20 protein-coding genes and 2 pseudogenes are annotated in these 18,717 nt (G+C 73.4%); 12 read left to right on the top strand and 10 right to left on the bottom strand.

From position 1 onward, the window contains the following. Window positions 1-9 precede the first annotated feature (9 nt). Both ACIB24_RS11510 and ACIB24_RS11505 read left to right on the top strand, forming a co-directional pair. Window positions 10-405 carry a pilus assembly protein CpaE gene (locus tag ACIB24_RS11510; protein WP_398279843.1) on the top strand — a complete coding sequence of 132 codons (396 nt, stop codon included), beginning with the start codon at window positions 10-12 and terminating at the stop codon, window positions 403-405. A 10-nt stretch (window positions 406-415) separates the two neighbouring features. Continuing rightward, window positions 416-1,237, top strand: a complete 822-nt coding sequence (locus tag ACIB24_RS11505; protein WP_398279840.1) for an HAD family hydrolase — start codon at window positions 416-418, stop codon at window positions 1,235-1,237. Here ACIB24_RS11505 and ACIB24_RS11500 read toward each other — a convergent pair. Then, the gene (locus ACIB24_RS11500) at window positions 1,215-2,360 is read right to left on the bottom strand and encodes a DUF4439 domain-containing protein (RefSeq protein WP_398279837.1); all 1,146 of its coding nucleotides are present in this window, start codon (window positions 2,358-2,360) and stop codon (window positions 1,215-1,217) included. The two genes, ACIB24_RS11505 and ACIB24_RS11500, sit on opposite strands and share 23 nt — an antisense overlap. Before the next feature lie 147 nt (window positions 2,361-2,507). Here ACIB24_RS11500 and ACIB24_RS11495 point away from each other — a divergent pair, with 147 nt between their 5' ends. The 10 genes and pseudogenes from ACIB24_RS11495 (at window position 2,508) to ACIB24_RS11450 (ending at window position 10,583) form a co-directional block, all read left to right on the top strand. Beyond that, on the top strand, window positions 2,508-3,035 hold the full coding sequence (locus tag ACIB24_RS11495) for a ribosome maturation factor RimP (RefSeq protein ID WP_398279834.1): 528 nt from the start codon (window positions 2,508-2,510) through the stop codon (window positions 3,033-3,035). Beyond that, entirely contained in the window at window positions 3,035-4,000 is a 966-nt protein-coding gene (nusA, locus tag ACIB24_RS11490) for a transcription termination factor NusA (RefSeq protein WP_398279831.1), read from the top strand. Before ACIB24_RS11495 ends, nusA begins: the two co-directional genes overlap by 1 nt. Window positions 4,001-4,050: 50 nt before the next feature. After that, complete coding sequence (locus tag ACIB24_RS11485) at window positions 4,051-4,365, top strand: YlxR family protein (protein ID WP_398279828.1); 315 nt, start codon at window positions 4,051-4,053, stop codon at window positions 4,363-4,365. Window positions 4,366-4,510: 145 nt separating this feature from the next. Further along, window positions 4,511-7,408 carry a translation initiation factor IF-2 gene (infB, locus tag ACIB24_RS11480; protein WP_398279825.1) on the top strand — a complete coding sequence of 966 codons (2,898 nt, stop codon included), beginning with the start codon at window positions 4,511-4,513 and terminating at the stop codon, window positions 7,406-7,408. A 1-nt stretch (window position 7,409) separates the two neighbouring features. Continuing rightward, window positions 7,410-7,706, top strand: coding sequence for a DUF503 domain-containing protein (locus ACIB24_RS11475; protein ID WP_398279822.1), 297 nt, complete (start codon window positions 7,410-7,412; stop codon window positions 7,704-7,706). Between the two features lie 20 nt (window positions 7,707-7,726). Beyond that, a complete protein-coding gene (gene rbfA, locus ACIB24_RS11470; protein WP_398279819.1) occupies window positions 7,727-8,215 on the top strand; it encodes a 30S ribosome-binding factor RbfA in 489 nt (162 codons plus the stop codon). A gap of 1 nt (window position 8,216) precedes the next feature. After that, window positions 8,217-9,098: a tRNA pseudouridine(55) synthase TruB gene (truB, locus tag ACIB24_RS11465; RefSeq protein WP_398279816.1), complete on the top strand. Its 882-nt coding sequence runs from the start codon at window positions 8,217-8,219 to the stop codon at window positions 9,096-9,098. 50 nt (window positions 9,099-9,148) lie between these two features. Next, window positions 9,149-9,682, top strand: a complete 534-nt coding sequence (locus ACIB24_RS11460) for a GNAT family N-acetyltransferase (protein ID WP_398279813.1) — start codon at window positions 9,149-9,151, stop codon at window positions 9,680-9,682. 128 nt (window positions 9,683-9,810) lie between these two features. Further along, window positions 9,811-10,185 (top strand): annotated as a pseudogene (locus ACIB24_RS11455) (VanW family protein); the annotation flags it as partial. 110 nt (window positions 10,186-10,295) lie between these two features. Next, window positions 10,296-10,583, top strand: a complete 288-nt coding sequence (locus tag ACIB24_RS11450) for a hypothetical protein (RefSeq protein ID WP_398280450.1) — start codon at window positions 10,296-10,298, stop codon at window positions 10,581-10,583. Here ACIB24_RS11450 and ACIB24_RS11445 read toward each other — a convergent pair. From ACIB24_RS11445 to ACIB24_RS11405, 9 genes and pseudogenes are all read right to left on the bottom strand, one after another. Continuing rightward, a complete protein-coding gene (locus ACIB24_RS11445) occupies window positions 10,567-12,378 on the bottom strand; it encodes an AfsR/SARP family transcriptional regulator (RefSeq protein ID WP_398279810.1) in 1,812 nt (603 codons plus the stop codon). The genes ACIB24_RS11450 and ACIB24_RS11445 overlap by 17 nt on opposite strands. Before the next feature lie 35 nt (window positions 12,379-12,413). Further along, window positions 12,414-13,238, bottom strand: a complete 825-nt coding sequence (locus ACIB24_RS11440; protein WP_398279807.1) for a class I SAM-dependent methyltransferase — start codon at window positions 13,236-13,238, stop codon at window positions 12,414-12,416. A gap of 136 nt (window positions 13,239-13,374) precedes the next feature. Then, a pseudogene (locus ACIB24_RS11435) lies at window positions 13,375-13,575 on the bottom strand (hypothetical protein); the annotation flags it as partial. A gap of 101 nt (window positions 13,576-13,676) precedes the next feature. Further along, on the bottom strand, window positions 13,677-13,961 hold the full coding sequence (locus ACIB24_RS11430; RefSeq protein WP_398279804.1) for an MSMEG_0570 family nitrogen starvation response protein: 285 nt from the start codon (window positions 13,959-13,961) through the stop codon (window positions 13,677-13,679). A gap of 17 nt (window positions 13,962-13,978) precedes the next feature. Then, window positions 13,979-14,845 (bottom strand): carbon-nitrogen hydrolase family protein, encoded by an 867-nt coding sequence (locus ACIB24_RS11425; RefSeq protein ID WP_398279801.1) that lies wholly within the window; start codon window positions 14,843-14,845, stop codon window positions 13,979-13,981. Between the two features lie 3 nt (window positions 14,846-14,848). After that, on the bottom strand, window positions 14,849-15,712 hold the full coding sequence (locus tag ACIB24_RS11420; protein WP_398279798.1) for a carbon-nitrogen hydrolase family protein: 864 nt from the start codon (window positions 15,710-15,712) through the stop codon (window positions 14,849-14,851). Continuing rightward, entirely contained in the window at window positions 15,700-17,133 is a 1,434-nt protein-coding gene (locus ACIB24_RS11415) for an MSMEG_0567/sll0787 family protein (protein WP_398279795.1), read from the bottom strand. Before ACIB24_RS11415 ends, ACIB24_RS11420 begins: the two co-directional genes overlap by 13 nt. Continuing rightward, entirely contained in the window at window positions 17,130-18,191 is a 1,062-nt protein-coding gene (locus ACIB24_RS11410; RefSeq protein WP_398279792.1) for an MSMEG_0568 family radical SAM protein, read from the bottom strand. The genes ACIB24_RS11415 and ACIB24_RS11410 overlap by 4 nt, the downstream gene beginning before the upstream one ends. Window positions 18,192-18,204: 13 nt before the next feature. Next, entirely contained in the window at window positions 18,205-18,717 is a 513-nt protein-coding gene (locus ACIB24_RS11405) for an MSMEG_0572/Sll0783 family nitrogen starvation response protein (protein ID WP_398279789.1), read from the bottom strand.

The raw sequence follows: 18,717 nt of genomic DNA, 5'->3' as shown, positions 1-18,717 counted from the left end.
GCTGATGGCGTGATCTCCGTCGAGCTCGCCCGCCGGCTGCGCGACGCCGGCGTGGCCTGGGAGCCGCAGCCCGGCGACCGGTTCGTCGTGCCCGACAAGGGGATCGACGACACGGTGTTCGTGGTCAGCGACATGGTCGTCGAGGTGCACGAGACGCCGGGCGGGCGGATCCTCGGTTTCAACGGGACGACGGAATGGGCGCTGGACAGCGTCCAGGCCAACGACGTGCTCTGGTTGCCGCGTGAGGGGCAGTTGCGCGCGATGCTCGGTGGCCGGTTCCGCCGCCTGGAGGCCGCGGACCCCGGCTGGGTGGTCGTGGTGGAGCGGGACGGGCAGGAGCACCGGGAGGTCGACGGCAGCGCCGAATCGGCATATGCGCGAGCGCTTCTGGCGATCCTGACATAGGACTGGGGACATGGATACCGGGACCGAAGGGCCTCAGCTGGCTGTCGCCTCGCCCGCGGACCTGCCGCACATCGAACGCACCGGCCCGGTCGATGCCGTCATCTTCGACTGGGGCGGCACCCTCACCCCGTGGCACACGATCGACCTGGCCGCCCAGTGGCACGTCTACGCCGAGCACTACGCCCGCGGCCTGCCCGAGGAGTTGCCCGGCGGGGCACCGGCGCTCGCCCGCCGGATGCTGGCGGCGGAGCAGGCGGCGTGGGCGCGGCTGCGCCGGGACGGCGGGAGCGCCCGGCTCGCGGAGGTGCTGGAGGCCGCGGGGATCCGCGACGACCACCCCGGTTACCTCGGCGCCCAGGCCGCGTACGAGGAGTTCTGGGAGCCGCACACGATCGTCGACCCGCAGGTGCCCGACCTGCTGGCGGGCCTGCGCGAGCGCGGCGTGCTGACCGGCGTCCTGAGCAACACGATCTGGTCCCGGGAGTACCACGAGCGGGTGTTCGCCCGCGACGGCGTCCTGCAACTGCTGGACGGCGCCGTCTACACCTCCGAGATCCCTTACGTGAAGCCGCATCCCGCCGCTTTCGAGGCGGCGATGGCCGCGCTCGGCTGCACCGACGCGAGCCGCTGTGTGTACGTCGGCGACCGTCCGTTCGAGGACGTGTTCGGCGCCCAGCGGGTCGGGATGCGGGCGATCCTGGTGCCCCACAGCGACATCCCCCTCGACCAGCAGGTGCCGGTCGACGTCCAGCCCGACGCCGTCGTCCACGAGCTGGGCGAGGTGCTGGGCCTGGTCGAGGGCTGGAACGCTAGGTCGAGGCCGGCGCGCTGAGCGCCGGGGCGCCGGTCGTCGCGGGCGCGCTCGGGGAACTCTGGGCGTCCGCCGACCGCCGACCGGGCAGGCCCTCGGTCCGGCCCGACCACCCCGCGGCGCGGCGGGCCGCGAGCACGAGCTGCTCGGCGCCGTCGTCCCGGTCCGCGCCCACGGGGGCGGTCGCCACCACGTCGGCGGCCAGGGTGGCCAGCGCCGCCTCGATCCGGGCGGCCAGCTCGGCGGCCTGACCGGCGGTCGTCGGCACCGGTTGGACGACGTACGCGGGCTCCGACTGCACCGGCGCCACCCCCGCGCTCAGGAGCCGGGCGACCAGCACCTCGCGCCGCGCCCGGTGCTCGGCCCACAGCTGCTGGGCCAGCTTCCGGCGGGCGCCCGTCGTCCGGGCGATCACCAGCGGGTAGGCGTAGACGGCGGCGTGCTCACCGGCCAGTTGGCGGTTCAGGGCCCGCTCCGTCGGCGAGGCGAACACCGACCCCGGGGAGGGCGTGGGGGTGACCGACGGCGTTGCGCTCGGACTGGGGCTGGGGCTCGGGCCGGCACTCGGGCTCACCGAAGCGGCTGCGGGAGAGGCGCTCTCGACGGTGAGTTCCGCCGGAACCCTGGCCTTGGTCGCCGTGGCCGTCAGATCGGCGTGCGCCGCGTCGGAGGCCGCGAGCCGGACCAGCAGCAGCGCGAGCGGACCGCTGGCGATCGACCGCCCGGCCTGGAAGGCCTGCACCGCACTGGACCATTCGGCGTCGAGCTGAGCGGCCGCGGGGTCACCGGCGGCGGGCGAGGGTGACGTCGAGGGGGACACGGACGGGCTGGCGCCCGCCGTCCCGGACGTGGACGCGAACGGTGCGCCCAGCGCGGCCAGCTGGTCCTCGTGGTCGCGGGTCACGTCGAGCATCAGCGCCCGGACCCGATCGCTCTGGGTGACGTCCTGCGCGAGGGCGGCGGCCCCCGTGCGCAGGGCCCGGGCCCGCGCGACGGCGGCCTCGACGGCCTGCTGCTCGGCGCCGCGGGAGGCCTGCGCCGCCGGGCCCGCGCCGTCGGAGTCGAAGGGGTTCGTGCAGCCGGCGATCGCGAACACGGCCAGTCCGGCCAGCACCACGCGACGCTCCAACCCCACCTCCTCCACAGCCGGGATCCTGCCACGTGGCGACCCGTGGGTGTCCGAGGCGCCTCGCGTGGCGGGTAGGGTGCTGACGCACGATCATCGTCGTGCGACCGGCCCTGGCCTGATCAGGGCGGTCGTTCTCGGCGCTCATATCGAGGAGGTGTTCGCATGGGCGCGCCCTCCCCGGTGGACGGCGTGCGGCAGCTGGTCGAACCGCTGGTGGCGGAGGCCGGGCTGGTGCTGGAGGACGTCACGGTCACGCCGGCCGGCAAGCGCCGGGTGCTGCGCATCACCGTCGACCTCCCCGAGACCGAGACCGGCGGCGTCCCGATGGACTCGGTCGCCGAGGCCGCGCAGGCCATCTCGGCCGCGCTGGACGCCGACGCCTCGATGGGTTCCACCCCGTACGTGCTGGAGGTCAGTTCGCCGGGTGCGGACCGCCCCCTGACGCAGCGCCGGCACTGGCTGCGCGCCCGCGGCCGGCTGGTGCGGCTCACGCCCGCCGACGGCGTCAAGACGTCCGCGCCGCAGTGGTCGGGCGACGCGCCCGCCGGGCGCCTGGAGGCGGTGGACGACGACGGCGTCGAACTCGAGGGTGGCCGCCGGTACCCGTGGGGCGAGATCCGGGCCGGCAAGGTCGAGCTGGACTTCTCCAGACCCGTCGAGGGCGAAGAGCTGGACGAGGAGGAGAGCTGATGGACATCGACCTCGCGGCGCTGCGCGCGCTGGAACGGGAGAAGGAGATCCCGCTCGACCTGCTCGTGCGCACCATCGAGACGGCACTTCTGCAGGCCTACCACCGCACCGAGGGCGCGGAGCGGGACGCGCGGGTCGAGCTCGACCGCAGCAGCGGGCACGTCGTGGTCTACGCGCAGGAGAAGGCCGCCGACGGATCGGTTGTGCGGGAGTGGGACGACACGCCCGAGGGCTTCGGCCGGGTCGCGGCCACGACGGCGCGCCAGACGATCCTGCAGCGGCTTCGCGACGCCGAGGACGAGCAGGTCCTGGGCCAGTTCCACGGCACGGAGGGCGAGATCGTCTCCGGTGTCGTCCAGCAGAGCTCGGACGCCCGGATGGTGCACGTCGACCTGGGCACGGTCGAGGCGGTCATGCCGCCCACCGAGCAGGTGCCGGGGGAGAGCTACCCGCACGGCTCGCGGCTGCGGGTGTACGTGGTCGGCGTCCGGAAGGGGATGAAGGGGCCGTCGATCACCGTGTCGCGCACCCATCCCAACCTGGTCCGCAAGCTGTTCGCGCTCGAGGTGCCCGAGGTCGCCGACGGCAGCGTGGAGATCGCGGCCCTGGCCCGCGAGGCCGGGCACCGGACGAAGGTCGCGGTGAAGGCCAACGTGGCCGGGCTGAACGCCAAGGGGGCCTGCATCGGGCCGATGGGGCAGCGGGTCCGGGCCGTCATGACCGAGCTGCACGGTGAGAAGATCGACATCGTCGACTTCAGCGAGGACCCGGCCGCGTTCGTGGCCAGCGCCCTCTCGCCCGCCCGGGTGGCCTCCGTCGAGGTCGTCGACGCCGAGGCCCGCTCGGCCCGGGTGATCGTCCCCGACTACCAGCTGTCGCTGGCGATCGGGAAGGAAGGGCAGAACGCCCGCCTGGCGGCCAAGCTCACCGGCTGGCGGATCGACATCCGTCCCGACACCCAGTAGGACCGCCGGTCACCGGGCCGGAGCGCTCACAGCGGCACCAGGAACAAACCATGGCCCTCCGAGGGCTATGCTCTACGAGGCAGGTCGACGTGGTCACAGCTCGGATGTGCATTCGGATGTGCATCGGGTGCCGCGAGCGCGAAGACCGGTCCGTCCTCTTGCGAGTGGTCGCGGCCGAGGTCGGTGGAGTTCTTTCCGCCGTTCCCGATCCCGACCGTCGGCAGCCCGGCCGGGGTGCTTCACTGCACCCGCGGCAGCACTGCCTCGACCTCGCCGAACGACGTCGGGCGTTCTCCCGGGCCCTCCGCTCGGGGGTTCCGCTCGCGTCCGAACCGGTGCGGGAGTACCTCGCCGGCCGGGCGTAGCACCATCGGAAGTGAAGAAACACGACCGTCCACCGAAAGCGGGTCAGAAGCTGATGAGCACTCGATGAGCGTCCAGCGATGAACGTCCCACCCCGGTAACACGGTCCGCGCCTGCCTGTCTGGCCCGGACCGAGACAGGAGAGAAGTGGCAAAGATCCGGGTCCACGAGATCGCCAAAGAACTCGGGTACGACAGCAAGACCGTCCTGGCCAAGCTGCAGGAGATGGGCGAATTCGTCCGGTCGGCGTCGTCGACCGTCGAGGCGCCCGTCGTCCGCAAGCTCCGAGAGGCCATGCCGGCCGTAGCGGCGCCCGCCCCCAAGACCGCCGCGCGCAAGGCCCCCGCCGCGCGCCCCGGCCCCGCACCCGCCCCGTCGGCACCCGCCCCGTCGGCGCCCGCCCCCGCGGCCCCCGCCGTCGAGGCTCCCGCCCCGACTCCCGCCCCGGCCGCGCCCGGTCCGGCGCCCGCGGCCCCCGCCCCGGCGGCCCCCGTGGCCCCGGCCGCGAGTGCCGCCCCGGCCGCGCCGGCCGCGCCCGTCCCGAGCCGCCCGGCCCCCGCCGAGCGGCCCGCCCCGGCCCCGGCCGACCGGGACGACTCCGGTGGCTCGGCCCCGGCCCCGCGCCCGGCGGGCCCCCGCCCGGGCGCCCGCCCGGGCAACAACCCGTTCGCGTCGTCCCAGGGCATGCCCCGTCCGGGCGCCCCGCGCCCGGGCAACAACCCGTTCGCGTCGTCCCAGGGCATGCCGCGCCCGCAGGGCCGGCCCGGTGCCCCGGGTGCGCCCGCGGCCCGGGACGGCGCCGGTGCCGGTGACCGGCCCGGCGGTCCCCGTCCCGGTGGCCCGCGTCCCTCGCCCGCGGGTATGGGCCCGCGCCCGAACCCGGGCATGATGCCCGGCCGCAGCAACGTCCGTCCGGGTGCGCCCGGCGGCGGTGGCGGCGGCCGACCGGGCGGTGCGCCCGGTCGCGGCGGCCCCGGTGGTGGCCGGGGCGGCGGCTTCGGCGGCGGCCCCGGTGGTCCCGGTGGCGGTGGCCGTCCCGGTGGTCCCGGTGGCGGCGGCGGTTTCGGCGGCCCCCGTGGTCGTGGCGGCCGGGGTGGCACGCAGGGTGCGTTCGGTCGCGCCGGCGGCCGTCCGGTCCGTGGCCGGAAGTCGAAGAAGCAGCGGCGTCAAGAGTTCGACAACATGGCGGCGCCGGCGCCCGGTGGCGTGATCGTCCCCCGTGGGGACGGTTCGACGATCATCCGGTTGCGTCGCGGCTCGTCGCTGACCGACTTCGCCGACAAGATCGACGCGAACCCGGCGAGCCTGGTCACCGTCCTGATCCACCTCGGTGAGATGGCCACGGCGACCCAGTCGCTCGACGAGGACACGTTCCGCGTGCTCGGCGAGGAGCTGGGGTACGTCATCCAGGTCGTCTCGCCCGAGGACGAGGACCGTGAGCTGCTCTCGACGTTCGACATCGACGTCGAGGGCGAGGCCGAGGGCGATGCCGACTTCCTGGAGGCCCGCCCGCCGGTCGTGACCGTCATGGGTCACGTCGACCACGGTAAGACGAAGCTGCTGGACGCGATCCGGCAGACCGACGTCGTGGCCGGCGAGGCCGGTGGCATCACCCAGCACATCGGTGCGTACCAGATCCACACCACGCACGAGGGTGAGGACCGGGCGATCACGTTCATCGACACCCCGGGTCACGAGGCGTTCACCGCCATGCGAGCCCGTGGTGCGAAGGTCACCGACCTCGCGGTGCTGGTGGTCGCGGCCGACGACGGCGTGATGCCGCAGACGATCGAGGCGCTGAACCACGCCCAGGCGGCGGACGTGCCGATCGTGGTGGCCATCAACAAGGTCGACAAGGAAGGCGCGAACCCGGACAAGATCCGGCAGCAGCTGACCGAGTACAACCTGGTGGCCGAGGAGTACGGCGGCGACACGATCTTCGTCGAGGTCTCGGCGAAGCAGCGGCTCAACATCGACGGGCTGCTGGAGGCGATCCTGCTGACCGCCGACGCCTCCCTCGACCTGCGGGCCAACCCCGACAAGGACGCCCGTGGTGTCGCGATCGAGGCCAACCTCGACCGCGGCCGCGGTCCGGTGGCCACCGTCCTGGTGCAGTCCGGTTCGCTGCGGGTCGGCGACTCGATCGTCGCCGGGACCGGTTACGGCCGGGTCCGGGCGATGCTCGACGAGCACGGTGAGCAGGTCGAGGTGGCCACGCCGTCGCGGCCGGTCCAGGTGCTCGGTCTGACGTCGGTGCCCGGCGCCGGTGACACCTTCCTGGTGGCGCCCGACGACCGGACCGCCCGGCAGATCGCCGAGAAGCGTGAGGCGGTCGAGCGCAACGCCGCCCTGGCCAAGTCGCGCAAGCGGATCAGCCTGGAGGACTTCACCGCGGCCCTCGAGCAGGGCAAGGTCGAGACCCTCAACCTGATCCTGAAGGGCGACGTCTCCGGTGCCGTCGAGGCCCTGGAGGACGCGCTGCTGCAGATCGACGTCGGCGACGAGGTCCAGCTGCGCGTCATCGACCGCGGCGTCGGTGCGATCACGAAGAACAACATCAACCTGGCCGTGGCCTCGAACGCGATCATCGTCGGCTTCAACGCGAAGGCCGACGGCCAGAACGCGGAGTACGCCGAGCGCGAGGGCGTCGACGTCCGGTACTACTCGGTCATCTACCAGGCGATCGAGGAGATCGAGGCGGCCCTGCGCGGGCTCCTCAAGCCGGAGTACGAAGAGGTCCAGCTCGGTACCGCCGAGGTCCGGGAGGTGTTCCGTTCCAGCCGGTTCGGCAACATCGCCGGTTCGCTGGTCCGGTCCGGGGAGATCCGCCGCAACTCGAAGGCGCGTGTGCTGCGCGCCGGCGTGGTGATCGGTGACAACCTCTCCATCGAGTCGCTGAAGCGGTTCAAGGACGACGCCACCGAGGTCCGCGAGGGCTACGAGTGCGGTATCGGCCTCGGGTCGTACAACGACATCCGGGTCGACGACGTCATCGAGACCTTCGAGATGCGCGAGAAGGCGCGGATCGAGAAGGCGCGGAGCTGAGTTGTTCGTCGGGACACTGAGTCTCGACCTGCTGCTGGGGGACGTCCGGTCGCTGAAACAGAAGCGATCGGTCGTCCGCCCGGTGGTGGCCGAACTCAAACGCACGTTCGACGTCGCGGCCGCCGAGACCGGCCACCTCGACCTGCACCGGCGGGCCGAGGTGGGAGTTTCGGTGGTGGCGGCGGACGCCGGCCACTGCCAAGACGTGCTGGACGGTTGCGAGCGGCTGGTCTCCGACCGGCCCGAGCTGCAGGTGCTGTCGGCTCGTTCGCGGGTCTGGAACGACGGCGATGAATAGGCACGACGAGTGAGGGATTCATGACCGACACCGCACGCGCGCGGAAGCTGGCCGCCCGGGTCAGCGAGGTGGTGGCCGAGACCCTGGAGAAGCGGATCAAGGACCCGCGCCTGGGCTTCATCACCGTCACCGACTCGCGGATGACCGGCGACCTCCAGCACGCGACCGTCTTCTACACCGTGTTCGGCGACGACGAGGAGCGGGCCGCCACGGCCGCAGCTCTGGCCAGCGCCCACGGCGTACTGCGCTCGGAGCTCGGCAAGCGCCTGGGCATCCGGCTGACGCCGACGCTGGAGTTCGTGGCCGACGAGCTGCCCGAGAGTGCCCAGCACATGGCCGAGCTCCTGCAGCGGGCCAAGCAGCGCGACGCCGAGGTCGCGGCGATCGCCGAGAAGGCGCAGTACGCCGGCGACGCCGACCCGTACAAGAAGCCCGAGCTCGACGCGGTGGACGACGAGCTGGACGAGGACGACAACCTCGACGACGAAGACCTCGACGAGGACGACTGAGTTGGCCGAGTCCGGGCTGGTCGTGGTCGACAAGCCGCAAGGGCTGACCTCGCACGACGTCGTCGCCCGGATCCGGCGGCTGGCCGGCACCCGCAAGGTCGGGCACGCCGGGACGCTCGACCCGATGGCCACCGGGGTCCTGGTGGTCGGCGTCGAGCGGGCCACCCGGCTGCTGACCTACCTGGTGGGCGCCGACAAGGAGTACCGGGCGACGGTCCGGCTCGGCGTCGGCACCCACACGGACGACGCCGAGGGTGAGGTCACGTCGACCCCGGGCTTCACCGGTGACCTGGACCGGGTGGACGTCGCGATACGCCCGCTGCGCGGCGCGATCGAGCAGCGGCCCAGCAGCGTCAGCGCGATCAAGGTGAACGGCAAGCGGGCCTACGCCCGGGTCCGCGACGGGGAGGACGTCACCCTCCCGCCCCGCGCGGTCACCGTGCACGAGCTCGAGGTGCTCGGCGCCCGTGCTCAGCGCCTGGACGACGGGACGCCGGTCCTCGACGTCGACGTCCGGGTGGTCTGCTCGTCCGGTACGTATATCCGGGCGCTGGCCCGCGACCTGGGCGAGAACCTCGGCAGCGCGGGCCATCTCACGATGCTGCGGCGCACCCGGGTCGGCCCGTACGGGCTGGACGTGGCGGCCACGCTGCCGCAGTTGGAGGAGTCGTTCACGGCGCTGCCGATGGCCCGGGCGGCCCGCGCCGCGTTCCCGGCCCGCGAGCTCACCGACGACGAGGCCCGCCGGCTCGCCCACGGGCAGCGTCTGAGCGCGAGCGGGCACGGCGAACCGACCGCCGCCTTCGCACCGGACGGTGGCCTGGTCGCCCTGGTGGCCGACGCCGGGGAGACCGCGAAGCCGCTCGTGGTCCTGGTCGGGTGAGCCCGCCGATGCGGTTGGCACCCGAATACCCGGTCCTGACGGACCGTCTCATGCTGCGCCCGTTCGGGGTGGACGACATCGACGCGATGCTGGCCTACCGCGGCCGCGCCGACGTCTGCCGGTACCTGCCCTTCGAACCGCAGGACGCCGCGGACCTGCTCCAGCGCCTGGCCGGAGACTACGGGCGGGTCGCGCTGACCGCCGAGGGGCAGTCGCTCACGCTCGGCGCCTGGTCCCGCGCGACGGGTGAACTGCTGGGCGACGTCATCCTGTTCTTCCGCAGCCAGGTGCACCGCGGCGGTGAGATCGGCTGGGTGTTCGACCCGGCCCATGCGGGGCGGGGCTACGCGACCGAGGCCGCGACCGCCGTCCTGGCCCTGGGTTTCGCACGGCCGGAGGCCGGGGGACTGGGGCTGCACCGGGTGGAGGCCCGGTTGGACGCGCGCAACGACCGCTCGGCCGCGCTCTGCGAGCGGCTCGGCATGCGCCGCGAGGCCCACTTCGTGCGCAACGAATGGTTCAAGGGCGAGTGGGGCGACCTGCTGGTCTACGCGGTCCTGGCCGAGGAGTTCAGCCGCTCCTGACCGTGCACCACCACCGAATGTACGGTCGGTGCGCCAATTTCCCGCCGATTCCGCACTCATCTGCGCATCAGCCTCACACTCGGTGGGCGGAGCCCGTGATGGACTGGGCATTGGGCCTCCCATGATCGATGCCGACGTGCGACTCTGTGCCCATGGGGACGCATGGGGGACTGGTCGAACGGCTGCGGCCGGCGGCGCGACGGGTGGCGGGGCCGGCCGTCCGCCGGCTGCGGCGGGAGCTCGACTGGCGCCGGCACGGGCGCGCGTTGTGGCTCGATCGCGCGCCGGAAAGCTTTTTCCCGCACGGGGTCTCGGCCCACGCCACCCCGCTGTTCCGGGAGCTGGCCGGGGTGGACCAACAGTTGCAGCGCAACAAGGTGGTCAACCTGGGGCTGGCGATCGAGCGACTCGACGGGCTGGTCCTCGCCCCGGGGCAACGGTTCTCGTTCTGGTGGCACGTCCGCAAGGCGACCGCCCGGCGCGGCTTCCTCGAGGGGCTCGAGCTGCGCAACGGGGCGATCGACACCGGGATCGGTGGCGGCACAGCTACGACGTCTTCCCCAATACCAACCGCAACCAACCCTTCGGTAGCGGGGCGACCTGCGCGTGGCCGGTGCTGGACCTGCAGCTGGAGAACCCGACAGACACCCGGTTCCGGCTGGGCCTGCACCTCACCGGCACGGACCTGGTCGGCGCCTGGACCGCCGATCGGCCCGTCCTGGGCGGCTACCGGGTGTACGAGCAGTCGCACGCGATGACGATCGGCGCGCCCGGGGTCTACCTGCGGCGGAATGTGCTGCGCCGCAAGGTTTTCAACGAGGCGGGCGACGAGGTCGGCGACGAGCTGGTGGCGGTCAACCAGGCCCGGATGATGTACCAGCCCTTCATCGAAGCCGGCTGACCAGCTGCGGGTTGTCGACGTCGGCGGCGGCCGCCCGGGCCGCCCGCAGCGCGTCCGGCTCGCCCAGCCGGTGCCGGTGCAGGTGGGCCCGGACGACCATCTCCCGCATGTCCGTCCGGGCGGCCAGGGCGGACAGCGCCCGGACGGCGCCGCGCGCCGCGTCCGCATCGCCGCGGCCCAGGGCGGCGGTCGCCGTGGCGTCCAGGACGTACGCCGTCACCCACTGGTACCGGTCGGACGTGCGGGTGCACCGCCGTCCGGCCTCGGCCAGCCACTCCTGCCCGTCCGCCGTCGCGCCCCGGGCGCTGTGCAGTAGGCCCAACCCGCGGGCCACCATGCCCTCCCAGCACGGGTCGGCGATCTGCAGCGCCATCACCCAGGCCTGCTCGAGCGTGTCCGCGGCGCCGGTCAGGTCGCCGTCCAACCGACTCAGCTCCGCGGAGAGGGCCTGCGGCCAGGGCTGGAACGCCATCCAGCGCTGCTGGGCGACGACGTCCAGCGTCTGGGCGATCTCCACCCGGGCCTGGCTCAGCTCCCCGCGCAGCAGGTGGGCTCGCGCGACCAACGACTGCGACCAGGCCGCTTGCCGGGCGTCGCCCGCCGAGCGGGCCGCCTCGACCGAGGCCGTCAGCTGCTCGAACGCGGTCGCGTAGTCGCCGCGGTCGGAGGCGTTCATGCCCCGCACGCCGAGGATGGCGCCGAGTTCCGCCGCAGACTCCGCGGCCGCCTGCGCGCGGGCCAGCCAGCCGTCGCCGGTCTCCCGCCGTCCGGCCTGTACATCGATGAAACCCAGCTCCCGGCAGGCGGTCACGGCCGTCGCGGCGTCGCCCGTCGAGGTGGCCAGCTCCAGCCCCGCGTGCAGGACGACGGCCCCCTCCTCGTCCCGCCCGCGCACCGAGTGCACCAGCGCCCCACCCAGGGCGACCAGCGCGCGGGCGTGCAGGGCGTCGTCCCCGCACTGCTCGGAGTCGGCCACCGCCCGGCGCAGGCACTGCACCCCGGCGTCCACCGCGCCGGCCACGATCGCCGCCCGCCCGGCCTCCAGCTGGTTCAGCGCCGCCGCCCGGCCGCCCGCGGCGGGCAGGGAGGGGGAGCCGGGCGCGGCGCCGGCCGCGTCGCGCAGCGCGGGCGAGGGTTCGACGCCCAGTTCGCGCCCGAAGAGGTCCTCGCAGACGGCGACCTGCCGCAGCGCCGCCTCCCGGTCGCCCGCCGTGGCCAGGCTGCGGACCAGCAGCTCGTGGTTGCCCTCCTCGAGCGGGTTGCGGGCGACCGCCGCCGCGGCCAGCCGCACCGCCTCGCGCGGCCGGCCGCCCGCCAGGTGCGCGACCGCCGCCTCGTGCCACCGGGCTTCGACACTCGCCGAGACCCGGTGCCTGGCCACCACGAGCCACGACTCGAACTCCAGCGCGGTCGGCAGGGACACGCCCTCGAGCAGTTCGCCGGTGCTGATCGGCACTCGCTCCGCTCCCTGGGTGCCCTCGGTCACCTCCTCGTGCAGGTCGAGCCGGACGCCGGGCGGCAGCGCGACCTCGATCGGGTCGCCCGTGAACGACTCGGGCAGCCCCAGCGCCCGGCGCAGCTCGGCGAGGCTCCAGCGCAGGGCGCCGAGCGGGTCGTCGGCGTCGGCGAACAACAGGTCCGCCACCTGCCGCCGGCTCGGGGGCCGCTCGGCCAGCACGAGGTAGCCGAGCAGCGCCCACGCCTTGCGCCCGCGGGGTGGGCGCAGCGGTACCTCGGTCCCGTCCGGCTCGTGCCGGACGGCACTCGGCCGTCCGAGCAGCCGGATCGTCAGCACCTGTCCCACCTCCCCGCTCGCGGTGATTATCGCCCCTACTTCCGGACGCCGACGGCCTCGAGGTAGGTGCCGACGATCTTCACCCCGGGCCCGTCACCCGTGACGTGCGTCCGCGCCGCACCGGCCAGCTCGGTCGCGAACCGCGCCCGGGTCACCTCGTCCAACGACCCCGACAGCCGGGTGATCGGGCCGTAATGGGCCACGAACCAGTCGGCGAAGTGCTCGGGGGAGCGGTAGCAGAAGTGGAACTCCTTCTCCTGCAGGGAGATCCACTCCACCCGGTCGCCGAAGATGTCACGCAGGTGGTCGGCGTCGCCCCACAGCACGGGCGGCTGCACCGGCACCGGCGGCTTCGGCGCGTACGACCCGATGATCCGGAACATGTCCGCGACCAGCGAGGTCGGCGTCCAGCTGGCCAGCCCGATCCTCCCACCCGGCTTCACGACCCGGACGAGCTCGGACGCGGTCTGCGCATGGTCGGGGGCGAACATGGTGCCGACGACGCTGAGCGCGACGTCCTGCTCGCCGTCCTCGCACGGCAGATCCTGCGCGTCGCCTTCGACGAACCGCACGGGCAGTCGTTCGGCCTGGGCGCGCTCGCGGCCCTCGGCCAGCAGGTTGCGGGCGTAGTCGACGGCCACGGCCTCGGCGAACCGGCGTGCCGCCGCCAGCGCCGCGTTGCCCTGCCCGGCCGCGACGTCGACGACCTTCTGGTCGGGCCGCACGTCGACGGACTCGACGAGGCGCTCGGCGATGATCTGCAGCGTGTTGCCGACCCGCGCGTAGGCACCGGTCTCCCAGGCCGCCTGCTGGGCCTTCGTCACGCCGCTGTAGTCGTACTTCTCGGTGGTGGTGCTCATGTCGGTGGTTCTCCTTCTCACGCGGATGGATGAGAGGAGTCGACCGGGCGGGCGTGTGAAAGCGCGTGTGAAGGTTCAGAGCATGCACCCCGTCGAGTTGCGTGAGCAGCTGGTTCACCGAACCGCGCTGGGCCGACCCCTGCAGCGCCGTCCGCTTGTGACCGAGGGCGTCGATCTCGTCGAGGAACAGGACGCACGGGGCGCCGTCGTCCTCCGGGCCGGCGCCACCATCCGCCGGGTGGGGCGCCGCCGCGCCCGCCGTGCGGTGGCGGGCGCGTCCCGGCACGTCTGAATGCCTCTGTCTGCAACGGTTCGTGTGGATGGCAGCGATTGGCATACCCGACGGCTTCGCCGGTTGGTCGGCACCAGCGCAGCGACCTGATCGGGCGGATCCGTGCAGGCTTGGACCTGCCGAAATTCACCCAATCCCGCTCGGGGTTAAGGCTGGCTGAAGGACTCGACCTGCACGTCGCCACCCTCCGGCTGTCGGGCTGCCCTCGACACGATGCTCTCCAGAGTTGCCGCCGACGCGGTGCAGTAGAAGCCGAACTTCGCCCGCACCCGCTCGCTCGCGATGGTCAGCGCCTCGGTGCTCAACCGCACGAACTCGTCGACCGGGTAGGTGTTCCCGGGCGTCAGGTACTCCTCGACGACCAACGACGGTGAGTAGCAGCGCTCGCGCGCCCCGTCGGGCCACACGACGTGGAAGTACATCTCGGGCATCGAAATCAGCTCCGTTCTCAGCTCCGGTAGGTGTCGGGACGGCGTTCGGACAGGTGGTCGAGAACCCTTCGGGCGAGGGTGATCTCGGAGTCGACGTCGACCGTGGCGACGGCCAGACCGGCCTTGGCCCACGTGCGCGCGAGGATGTCGCCGGCCGGCCCGACGACCTTGGCCTGACCGAGGAACCGCATCCCGCCCAGGGCGCCGGTCTGGTTGGACGACGCGAGGATCACCTGGTTCTCGGCGGCCCGCGACCGGTCGTAGAGGTCGAAGAGCCGGGACTGGCGGTCCTGGTTCATCCGCGGGGCCCGGTTGCTGATACTGGTCGGCCAGGCCGACAGACAGGCCAGGACGCGGGCACCGTCCAGGGCCAGCGACCGCGCCGACTCGGGGAACGTCTTGTCGTAGTCGATCAGCATGCCCAGCCGCCCGATCGGGGTGTCGAACGCCGAGAACCCGGCCCCCGGCGCGTAGGCGCGTTCCTCGCCCGCGGGCAGGTGCACCTTCCGGTGCCGGCCGAGGACGCCGTCCCCGCTCACCGCGACCGCGGCGTTGTAGCGCGAACCGTCCGGGCCGAGTTCGCAGTACCCGACGCAGACGACCATCTCGGCAGCCGCCGCAGCGACTTTCGCGATCAGCTCGTGGTCGGGCTCCAGCGCCGGGGGCAGCGACTTGGGGTCTGACGGGTCGGGGTTGCGCAGGTCGGGCAGGTAGCCGCCGAGCGCGGCGTCGGGCAGCACCAGCAGCCCGGCCCCGGCCCGCCGGGCCTGCTCGATGAGCGTCTGCACGCGGGCCAGGTCGAAGTCCAGGTCGCGCCCGAAGCTCGCCGCCACCGCGGCGATCGTCAGGGCCGGGCGGGACGCCGCCGGTCCGGCGACGTTCACCGCTCACCCACCGATCGTGACGGTTTCCGCCAGCGGCGGCCCGTAGGCGTCGGGACGCCGGTCACGCAGGTGCCCCATCGAGCGTCGCGCCGCCTCCAACGCCGCCTCGACGTCGAGCGAGGCGACGGCCATCCCGGGCGCGACGCCGGTGTCGGCGAGCACCTCGCCACCGGGGTCGACGACCTTGGCGCTGCACACGAACCGCAGCGACCCGAACGAGCCGCTCTGGTTGGCCGACAGCCACACGACCTGGTTCTCCAGGGCCCGGGCCCGGTCGAACAGGTCGAAACGGTGCTTCCACCGGTCCTCCGCCAGCGTGGGGGCCGCGTTGGTGCGGCTACCCGGCCAGGCGGACACGCACACCACGATCTGGGCGCCGTCGAGCGCGAGCGCCCGCGCCGACTCGGGGAAAGCCTTGTCATAACAGATCATCATGCCGAGTCGCCCGACCGGAGTGTCGAACGCCGCGAAGCCCGCGCCTGCCGCGTAGTGCGCGTCCTCCCGTAGCGGCTGGTGCACCTTGCGGTGGTTGCCCAGCACGCCCGACCCGTCGACGCACACGACACTGTTGAAAACCCTTGTCTCACCGTCAAGCTCGGCCTGCTCGCAGTAGCCGGCGCAGACGACCATGTCCCCGGCCAGCGCCGCCAGCCGGGCGATCTCGGGGCCGTCCACCGCGAAGGCCGGCGGCGGGGGAGCGTTGCCCGCCAGGTCCGACAGGTACCCGCCGAGCGCGGCCTCGGGCAGCGCCAGCAACTGCACGCCGCGCTCGCGGGCCTGGCCGATCAACTCGGCGATGCGGGCGAAGTCTCCCTCCAGGTCGCGGTCGAACGGTGCGCAGACCGCGGCCATCGTCAGCTCGCCCATGGTTCTCTCCTCACGTCCGACGGGCCCAGGCCCGTGCTCCCCAGACCCGTGCTCCCCAGCCCCGTCACGGCGCCGGTCACGGCCGGCGTCGTCTCACCGTCCGGCCACCGCAGTCGGACGCCGTCGCCCGGCTCGAGCGCTCCGCACACCGCCGTCGTGGTCGGCCCGGGTACCGGTTTCGCCCGGCCCGGCGCGTCCGTGGTCAGCATCGCGAACCCGGGGAAGCAGGTCAGCCAGTCACCCGCCGTAGCACCGTCGGGGCGGGGTACCGCGGCGACGTCCAGCACCGCCCCGCACCCACTGGCCTCGGCCAGCATGCCGAGCGTGCCGACCACCCCGGCCATCGAGACGTCCTTCGCGGCGGCGGGCCGCAGGGCCGCCACCGTGCCGAGCATCGCCCGCAGGTCGGCCGGCGACCGGTGCGAGCTGGAATCCCATTGCCGTCCGGCGTATCCCGGACGCCAGTCACCGCCGAGGTCCACGCTCAGCCGGACGTCGTGCCCGGGGCGGCCACCGGAGCCCGGCACCGGCTCCGGCGCGTGCCCGAGCGCGGTCACCGACAGCGCCGCGGGCACCCCGAGCTGGGTGTGCCCGCCGAGCACGGGCACCCCGTAGGCCTCGGCGGCCCGCCGCAGCCCGCCCAGCACCCGGGCGGCGAAGGACGCGTCGCGGGCGCCGATCGCGTCGAGCAGGCCGACCGGACGGGCGCCCATGGCGGCCAGGTCGTTCACGTTGACCAGCACCGCGCACCAGCCGGCCCAGTCGGGGTCGCGCTCCACCATGGCCGGCAGGATCGCGTCGCAGGCGGCGACCAGGTCGCTGCCCGGGACGGGAGCCCCGTCGTCCCCGACGAAACCGGGCCCGCCCAGGTGGAGCCCGCCCAGCAGCCCGCCCAGGTCGCGCTTGGTGACCGCGGCCAGGGCCGCGATCCGCCCGATCGGCCAACGCATCCCGGCGTGCGGGACACCCTGCACGACAACGGTTCCCGTATGATCCCAGCCGAGCCGCTCGAAGAAGCGCCGGTAGCGGTCCTGCACGGTCGCGTCGAACCGCAGCACGCCCTCCGCCTCGGCCCGGGCGCACGCGGCCCGCACCAGGGCCGCGCCCACGTGGGCTCCGTCCCGGGTGACCAGCCGGGACCCCTGCCACCACCCGATGTCCGGGGCGTGCACCGGGTGCAGCCGCACCCCGCCGAGCACCCGGCCGTCGGGGGCCCGGGCCACCAGGACGACGGTGCGCGGGTCGTCGTCCACCTCGTCGGCGTCCGAGCCGGTGAAGAGCCCCTGGGACACTACGAACTCGTCGTGCCGCAGGCGCCGGTAGGCGGCCAGGGCGGCGGCGTCGGCCTGCTCGACGACGAAGGTCGAGGCCGGCGAGGGGACCGACAGGTCGCGCAGGAGAACCTCTCCGATGACCGTCATCCGCCGGCCGCCTTCAGGGCGCTGCACGCCCCGCAGGCCGCACATCCCGCGCCCTGGTCGGCGCCGAGCATCCCGGCCCCGCGCAGCAGCGCCGCGACCCGGGCCGTCACGTCGGCCACCACGGAGGCCGGGGCCGTCGTGGCGCCGTCCCGCCGGGCGAGGGTGCCGGCCATCGGCCGCATCGGGACGACGAACGGGTAGACCCCCCGCGCGATCAGGCTCCGGGCCCCGGCGACCAGTTCGTCCGGCGTCTCGCCCAACCCGATCAGCAGGTACGTCGACACCTTGTTGCGGCCGAACACCCGCACGGCCTCGTCCCAGGCCGCCTCGTACTCGGCCATCGGCACGGAACCCTTGCCCGGCATCCACTTCCGGCGCAGCTCGTCGTCCATCGACTCGACGTGGATGCCGATCGACGTCGCGCCCGCCTCGCGCAGCTCGGTGAGCACCGCCAGGTCGCGCGGCGGTTCGATCTGCACCTGGACGGGCAGGCCGGGGACGGCGGCCAGAACCGCCCGGACCGAGCGCACGAGGTTCCGCGCGCCCCGGTCCGGGCCGACCGTCGTCCCGGTGGTCATCACCATCTGCCGCACCCCGTCCAGCCGGACGGCGGCCTCGGCCACCTCGGCCAGCTGGGCCGGGGTCTTCGCGGCGATGGTGGAGCCCTGCGTCAACGACTCCTCGATCGCGCAGAACCGGCACCGCTGGTCCTCGACGTAGCGGATGCAGGTCTGCACGACCGTGGTGGCCAGCACGTCCTGGCCGTGCAGCAGGGCGATCTTCTCGTAGGGGACGCCGTCGGCCGTCGTGAGGTCGTAGAACCTCGGCCGCCGCACGGTGTTCACGCTCAGGCCGAGGTCGATCCGGCCCGCCCGCTCGTCGTAGACCCGCCCCTGCCGGATGACGTAGGGGCTGTCGGCCACGATGGGCAGGGCCGCGTTCTCGCCGTCGAGAACCAGGTGCCCGTCGTCGCTCGGCCCCGCGCCCTTGCTGCGCGAGACCGGAGCGTCCACCCGGACACCCCGCACTGCGAGGTTCACTCTGGTGACGGTGTCCATGAGAAGGCTGCTCTCAGAACATGTAGGTCGAGTTGATGATGGCGCCCTTGCGCGCGTAGTGGATCAGCGCGTCCTGGACGTCGAGGGGGTGCGTCGGGATGACGCCCTCGATCAGGTCCTCCTCGCGGGCGCCGTGCAGGGACAGCCCGAACCGGCAGCAGTAGACCTTGCCGCCCTCGGCGATGAACGTCTTCAGCGAGTCGTTGATGTTGTGCTCGCCGGGGAACGCGCTGTTGCCGGTGGTCGGGAACCCGCGGGTGGCAAGGCAGTTCAGCGAGCCCGGCCCGTAGAAGTAGATGGCGGACTCGAAGCCCTTCCGCTGGGCGCGGGTGGCCTGCAGGATCGCCACGAAGCTCACCGACGACTCGTGCGCGATGCCGTGCACGAGGGTGAAGTACACCTCGCCGTCCTCGGCCTGGTAGTCGGGGAAGACCTTCGTCCCGCCGTAGATGCTGCTGCCCTGCGGCAGGCTGGGGTGCGGGATCTCCTCGAGGCTCTTGGTCTCCAGCTCGGTCAGTTCAGTCAT

This window comes from Spongisporangium articulatum (genome assembly GCF_044465595.1).
Taxonomy (GTDB): domain Bacteria; phylum Actinomycetota; class Actinomycetes; order Actinomycetales; family Kineosporiaceae; genus Spongisporangium; species Spongisporangium articulatum.
This window is presented reverse-complemented; position numbering and strand designations above follow the sequence as displayed.